At 63.9% G+C, this 6,953-nt stretch carries 5 protein-coding genes; 4 read left to right on the top strand and 1 reads right to left on the bottom strand.

Translation table 11 applies throughout. The features are described 5' to 3' along the window. Window positions 1-34: 34 nt before the first annotated feature. The gene (locus tag CWO89_RS38560) at window positions 35-622 is read right to left on the bottom strand and encodes a PadR family transcriptional regulator (RefSeq protein ID WP_130583570.1); all 588 of its coding nucleotides are present in this window, start codon (window positions 620-622) and stop codon (window positions 35-37) included. A 200-nt stretch (window positions 623-822) separates the two neighbouring features. On the opposite strand from CWO89_RS38560, the gene CWO89_RS38555 reads away from it, so the two are divergent. The 4 genes from CWO89_RS38555 (at window position 823) to CWO89_RS38540 (ending at window position 6,816) form a co-directional block, all read left to right on the top strand. Continuing rightward, the gene (locus CWO89_RS38555) at window positions 823-1,254 is read left to right on the top strand and encodes a nuclear transport factor 2 family protein (protein ID WP_165421504.1); all 432 of its coding nucleotides are present in this window, start codon (window positions 823-825) and stop codon (window positions 1,252-1,254) included. Window positions 1,255-1,380: 126 nt separating this feature from the next. After that, a complete protein-coding gene (locus CWO89_RS38550; RefSeq protein WP_130583569.1) occupies window positions 1,381-3,171 on the top strand; it encodes an acyl-CoA dehydrogenase C-terminal domain-containing protein in 1,791 nt (596 codons plus the stop codon). Between the two features lie 74 nt (window positions 3,172-3,245). Then, on the top strand, window positions 3,246-4,454 hold the full coding sequence (locus CWO89_RS38545; RefSeq protein ID WP_130583568.1) for an acetyl-CoA C-acetyltransferase: 1,209 nt from the start codon (window positions 3,246-3,248) through the stop codon (window positions 4,452-4,454). A gap of 136 nt (window positions 4,455-4,590) precedes the next feature. Further along, a complete protein-coding gene (locus CWO89_RS38540) occupies window positions 4,591-6,816 on the top strand; it encodes an FAD-dependent oxidoreductase (protein WP_130583567.1) in 2,226 nt (741 codons plus the stop codon). The last annotated feature ends 137 nt before the right edge of the window (window positions 6,817-6,953 follow it).

Raw genomic sequence — 6,953 nt, 5'->3', positions numbered from 1 at the left:
TCCCGGCCTTCGCCGGGACGACGGGGAGAGATTCCTATGCCTTATCGTCGCCGTGGCCCGCTTTGAGCGGCTGAACGGTTACCCGGTTTGTCAGGGCGGAGAGGGCCTCGATGGCCTCCTCGCACCACTCCGCCACGACCTGCTCATGGCGAAGGCCGATGCGAAGCCCGAGCAGCTTGCCCATATCGGCGGGCGAGGCGACACCTTGCGGGAACCGCTTGTTGAGGAGGCGCTCGTAGCGCTCGTAGCGGTCGCGGTGGTGTTCCAATCGCGCCATCAGGTCGGTGCGCAGCGGTTCGATATCGACGCTGTCGAGCGCGTAGAGCCGCACCAGGAGATCGTCCTTGATCGACGCCGGCATACTCGGACGCGCCGCCCAGTGCCGTAGCGCCGCCTTGCCTTCGGGGGTCAGCGTGTAAACCAGCTTGTTGGGCTTGCCGGATTGGACCACCTCGCGGGCCTGGACATGGCCGCGGTCGCGCAGCTTGGAAAGCTCGCGATAGATCTGCTGATGGTCGGCCTTCCAGAAGAAGCCGATGGACGCGTCGAACGTCTTGGCGAGCTCGTAGCCCGTCATCGGACGTTCGGTCAGGCATGCGAGGATCGCGTCACCCAGCGCCACGGGTCGCCACTCCCTCTCCGGTTTGCTTGAGCAGGATACTGTCGGAGGACAGGCGCCCATTTGTCCGGATCCTGCTCACTCGTCCAGCATCCTTGACTTTATGCACATAGGCGCATATGCGTCAATGTGCATATTGACGGTCAAGACTAAACGGCGCGCCATGGTCGGGCCATTGCACGTTCCGCCAAGAGGAGACGTCTTTGACAATGACCGGCCTCGACAAGTGGTACGCCTACATGAAGTCCCATGATCGCGCAGCGCTCTGGGATCTGCTTCACCCCGACGCCGTATTCGAAAGCCCCGTCGTACACACGCCGCAGTGCGGACGTGACATCACCTTCAAATATTTGTCGAGCGCGGAAAAGGTGCTGGGCGGCCCCGGCTTCACGTATCGGGGCGAATGGCGCAGCGATAACGGCGCGGTGCTCGAATTCGAAAACGAGATTGAGGGCATCAAGATCAACGGGGTCGACATCATCACCTTCGATGCGGAGGGACGGATCACGCATCTCAAGGTGATGGTGCGCCCGCTGAAGGCGATCAACCTGTTGCACCGGCTGATGGGAGAAGAGCTAATGCGGCAGGCCGGCGAGGCCAGCGCCGCCAAGTCGCAGCCTAAGTCGCAGTCCTGATCCCGATAATCGCTTTCCCGGAACACCGAAAGGTCTAAGGTCTGTTTCGGGAACCTTTAATGGTCGCAGCGTCGCGAGGGTTTTGCCTGCGGCGCCAAATTCAAAAACTGCCTGCCGGAGCACGCCATGCCGATCTACAAAGCCCCAGTCGAAGATGTGAGTTTCCTGCTCAATGACGTCTTCCAGATCGACCGCTACGATAACCTGCCGGGTTTCACCGACGCATCGGCTGACGTGCGCGAAGCCATCCTGGGCGAGGCGGCGAAGCTTTCCGAAGAAGTGTTGCAGCCGCTCAACCGTGTCGGCGACCTCGAAGGCTGCGCCCGCCACGACGATGGCTCGGTGACGACGCCGAAAGGTTTCAAGGAAGCCTATAAGCAGGTGGCCGAAGGCGGCTGGCTCGGACTCTCGGCGCCGACGGAATATGGCGGGCAGGGCCTGCCGGTGACGCTGAGCCAGGCGGTCAACGAATTCCAGATCTCGGCCAACATGGCGTTCTCCATGTATGGCGGTCTCACCATGGGTGCGACCGCGGCGCTCCTGGTGCACGGCACGGACGGGCAGAAGACGACCTATGTTCCGAAGATGGTGGCGGGCGAATGGACCGGGACCATGAACCTCACCGAGCCGCATTGCGGTACCGATCTCGGGCTGTTGCGGACCAAGGCCGTGCCCCAGGCCGATGGCAGCTTCAAGATTACGGGTACCAAGATCTTCATCTCGGCCGGCGAGCACGACCTCACTGAGAACATCATCCACCTCGTGCTCGCGCGCATCGAAGGCGCGCCGGCCGGCATCAAGGGCGTCTCGCTGTTCGTGGTGCCGAAATTCCTGGTCAATGCCGATGGCTCGCTCGGGGCACGCAACGGCGTCACCTGCGGCTCGATCGAGCACAAGATGGGCATTCACGGCAATTCCACCTGCGTGATGAATTACGACAATGCGACCGGCTGGCTGATTGGCCAGGAGAACAAGGGCATGCAGGGCATGTTCGTGATGATGAACGAGGCCCGGCTCGGCGTCGCCGTGCAGGGCCTCGCGCAATCGGAGGTCGCCTATCAGAACGCGGTGGCCTATGCGCGCGAGCGCCTGCAGGGCCGCTCGCTGACCGGTACGAAGGAGCCGGACAAGCCGGCCGATCCGATCATCGTGCATCCCGATGTCCGCCGCACGCTGCTGACGATCCGCGCCTTCAACGAGGCGGCGCGCGCCATGGTGATCTGGACCGCGCTGAAGAGCGATGTCGCCCATCGCTCGAACGATCCCAAGGACCGCCAGGAGGCCGACGACCATATGGGCCTGATGACGCCGGTCCTGAAGGGCGTGCTGACCGACACCGGCTTTGCCAACACCGTGCTGGCGCAGCAGATGTATGGCGGCCACGGCTATATCGCCGAGCAGGGCATGGAGCAGTTCGTGCGCGATGCGCGTATCTCGATGATTTACGAGGGCGCCAATGGCATCCAGGCGCTCGATCTCGTCGGCCGTAAGCTGCCGCGCGACGGCGGCCGCGCGGTGATGGCGTTCTTCGGCGAAGTCGGCGCTTACGCCAAGGAGCACGGCGCGGATGAGGCCATGAAGCCGTTCGTGACACCGCTCTCGGCCGCGCTCGGCCATCTGCAGCAGGCGACCGGCTGGCTGATGCAGAACGCGATGACCAAGCCCGACAATGCCGGCGCCGCCGCGACCGACTACATGAAATTGTTCGGGCTGGTTGCGCTCGGCTACATGTGGGCGCGGATGGCGAAGGTGACGCAGGACAAGATCGCCGCCGGCGGCGCAACGCCTTACCTCTCGACCAAGCTCGTGACCGGCCGCTTCTTCATGGAGAAGCTCTTGCCGGAGACGGCCGTGCACCTGGCGCGCGTCCAGAGCGGCAGCGCGACCACGATGGAATTGGCGGCCGAAGCATTCTGAAGAATCTTCGGCAGCTACCTCGCGGCTTCGGCCGGTTCGGCTATATATTATGATCCTCATCTAAGGAGGGCGTCATGCCTGAGGCATATATCTACGATCACGTTCGTACCCCGCGCGGCCGCGGCAAGCCCGACGGCGCGCTGCACGAAGTCACTGCGCTGGCGCTCGCCACCGTGCCGCTGAAGGCGCTGAAGGAGCGCAACAACATTGCCGAGGACGTCGTCGACGACGTCGTGCTCGGCATCGTCGATCCCGTCGGCGAGGCCGGCTCCGACATGGCCCGCTTCGCGGCGCTGAAGTCAGGCCTCGGCGAGAAGGTGCCGGGCGTGCAGATCAGCCGCTTCTGCGCGTCGGGCCTCGATGCCGTGAATTTTGCCGCCGCGCAGATCATGAGCGGGCAGCATGAACTGGTGATCGGCGGCGGTGCGGAGTCCATGAGCCGCGTCGGCATCGGCGCGTCCGGCGGCGCCTGGCCGATGGACCCCTCGATGGCGGTGCCGGCCTATTTCATGCCGCAGGGCATCTCGGCCGACCTGATCGCGACCAAATACGGCTTCTCCCGTGACGACGTCGACGCCTACGCCGTGCAGAGCCAGCAGCGCGCGGCGAAGTCCTGGGACGAAGGGCGCTTCGACAAATCGGTGGTGCCGGTGAAGGACGTCAACGGCCTCACCATTCTCGCCAAGGACGAGCATATGCGGCCCACGACGACGATGCAGTCGCTGGCGCAGCTCCAGCCGTCGTTCGCGGCGATGGCCGCGATGGCGGGTTTCGATGCGGTGGCGGTGCAGTCGCATCCGGAGATCGAGAAGGTCAATTATGTGCACCACGCCGGCAATTCCTCCGGGATTGTCGACGGCGCCGGCGCCGTGCTGCTCGGCAGCAAGGAAGCGGGTGAGAAGTACGGCCTCAAGCCGCGTGCGAAAATCCGGGCCTTCGCCAATATCGGCTCCGAGCCCGCGATGATGCTGACCGGGCCGGTCGATGTCACGGAAAAGCTGTTCGCGCGTTCCGGCATGAAGAAGTCGGACATCGATCTGTTCGAGCTCAACGAAGCCTTCGCCTCGGTGGTGCTGCGCTACATCCAGGCCTTCGACATCGACAACGCCAAGATCAACGTCAATGGCGGCGCGATCGCGCTCGGCCATCCGCTTGGCGCGACCGGCGCAATGATTTTGGGCACCGTGCTCGACGAGCTCGAGCGCACCGACAAGTCGACCGCGCTGGTGACCTTGTGCATCGGCGGCGGCATGGGTACCGCGACCATCATCGAGCGCGTTTAAGGCGACATTGTCGTAGGGTGGGCAAAGCGAAGCGTGCCCACCGATACGAGCACCGAACAAGGATGGTGGGCACGGCGCGTAGCGCGCCTTTGCCCACCCTACGGGCAAAATTCCGATTTCGTGTTGGGAGCACCACATGGCCTTCAAGAATTTCAAATTCGAAACCGACGCCGACGGCATTGCGCTCGTCACCTGGGACATTCCGGGACGTTCGATGAACGTGCTGGACGAAACCTCGGTCCTCGAGCTCGAGGAGATCGTCAAGCAGACCACGGCCGATGCCGCGATCAAGGGCGTCGTCATCACCTCGAGCAAGGACACCTTCTGCGCCGGCGCTGACTTGTCGATGCTTGAGGGCATGAGCCGCACCTATGCGCAGCTCTTGCAGGAAAAGGGCGAGGTCGCGGCCAACCAGGTGCTGTTCGAGCAGAGCCGCCGTTTCTCGCAGGTGTTCCGCTCGATCGAGACCTCGGGCAAGCCGTGGGTCGCCGCCATCAACGGGCTCGCGCTCGGCGGCGGCTTCGAGATCACGCTGTCCTGTCACTACCGCGTCGCCGCGGAGAATCCGAAGACCCGGCTCGGCCTGCCCGAGATCAAGGTCGGCCTGTTCCCCGGCGCCGGCGGCACCCAGCGCGTGCCGCGGATCGTGCCGCCGCAGGATGCGATGCAGCTCCTGTTGAAGGGCGAGGCGATCAACCTCGCAAGGGCCAAGCAGCTCAACCTGATCCACGCCATCGTGCCGCCCGGCGAGCTGATCAAGGCCGCGAAGGACTGGATCAAGGGGGGCGGCAAGGCGGTCGCGCCATGGGACGAGAAAGGCTTCAAGCTGCCCGGCGGCCCCGTCTTCTCCAAGATGGGCATGCAGATGTTCCCCGCGGGCAATGCGATCTACCGCCGCGAGACCTATGACAATTATCCGGCGGCGCGCGCCATCATGAGCTGCGTCTACGAAGGCCTGCAGTTGCCGATCGACGCCGCGCTGCGCGTCGAGTCCCGCTACTTCACGCAAGTGCTGCGCTCCAAGGAAGCGGCGGCGATGATCCGCTCGCTCTTCCTGTCGATGCAGGAACTGAACAAGGGCGCCCGCCGTCCTGCGGGCGTGCCGCCGACCAAGGTCAAGAAGCTTGCCATAATCGGCGCCGGCTTCATGGGCGCCAGCGTCGGCTACGTCTCGGCCAAGGCCGGCATCGATGTCGTGCTGATCGATCGCGACCAGGAGAGCGCCGACAAGGGCAAGGCGCACGCCAAAAGCGTGATCGACGGTCTCGTCGCCAAAGGCCGCGCGAAGGAGGCCGAGCGCGATGCGCTGCTGTCGCGCATCACCGCGACCGCCGACTACGACGTGTTGAAGGACTGCGACCTCATCATCGAGGCGGTGTTCGAGGATCGTAAGGTCAAGGCTGATACCTATGCCAAGGCGCAGCCGCTCTTGAAGGGTGACGCGATCTTCGCCTCCAACACCTCGACGCTGCCGATCAATTCGCTGGCCGAGGAATTCAAGGACCAGGGCAAGTTCATCGGCATCCACTTCTTCTCGCCGGTCGAGAAGATGATGCTGGTCGAGATCATCCTCGGCAAGAACACCGGCGACGCCGCGCTCGCGACCGCACTGGACTATGTCCGCGCCATCGGCAAGACGCCGATCGTGGTCAACGACTCCCGCGGCTTCTTCGCCAACCGCTGCGTGATGCGCTACATCGCGGAAGGCAACGAGATGTTCCTGGAAGGCGTGCCGGCGGCGATGATCGAGAACACCGCCAAGATGGCCGGCATGCCGGTCGGGCCGCTGTCGCTGTCGGACGAGGTCGCGCTCGACCTCGGCCTGAAGATCATGAAGGCGACCGAAGCCGATCTTGGCCCCAACGCCATCAACCAGGATCACAAGAAGCTGATGGTTGAAATGGTCGAGAAGCAGGGCCGCTTTGGCCGCAAGAATGCCAAGGGCTTCTACGACTATCCGGAGAAGGGCAAGGGCCAGAAGAGCCTGTGGCCCGGGCTTGCCGGGCTGCAGCCGAAGCACCTCGATCCGGATACGCTTGATGTCGGGGAATTGAAGCAGCGCTTCCTGGTGGTGCAGGCGGTGGAAGCCGCGCGCACGGTTGAGGATCACGTCATCACCGATGTGCGCGAGGCCGATGTCGGCTCGATCCTGGGCTTCGGCTTCGCGCCGTTCACCGGCGGCACGCTGTCCTATATCGACTTCATGGGCACGAAGAAATTCGTCGAGCTCTGCCACAAGTTCGAGGCCAAATACGGCTCCCGCTTCACCCCGCCGAAGCTCCTGGTCGAGATGGCGGCCAAGGGCGAAACCTTCTACGGCCGCTTCCCGCCGAAGAAGCCGGTGGTGGAAGCCGCGGAGTAGGGGGCGGCAGCTTGTAGCCCGGATGGAGCGGAGCGAAATCCGGGAAAGTCTTATGAACTGCACCCCTGTAGTGAGACAGGATAATCAGGGACAGGAGCCCGGCGCTTGAGGCGGCAGGGCGGGTTGATGGGTTAGGG

The organism is Bradyrhizobium sp. Leo170 (assembly GCF_004296405.1).
GTDB lineage: Bacteria > Pseudomonadota > Alphaproteobacteria > Rhizobiales > Xanthobacteraceae > Bradyrhizobium.
This window is presented reverse-complemented; position numbering and strand designations above follow the sequence as displayed.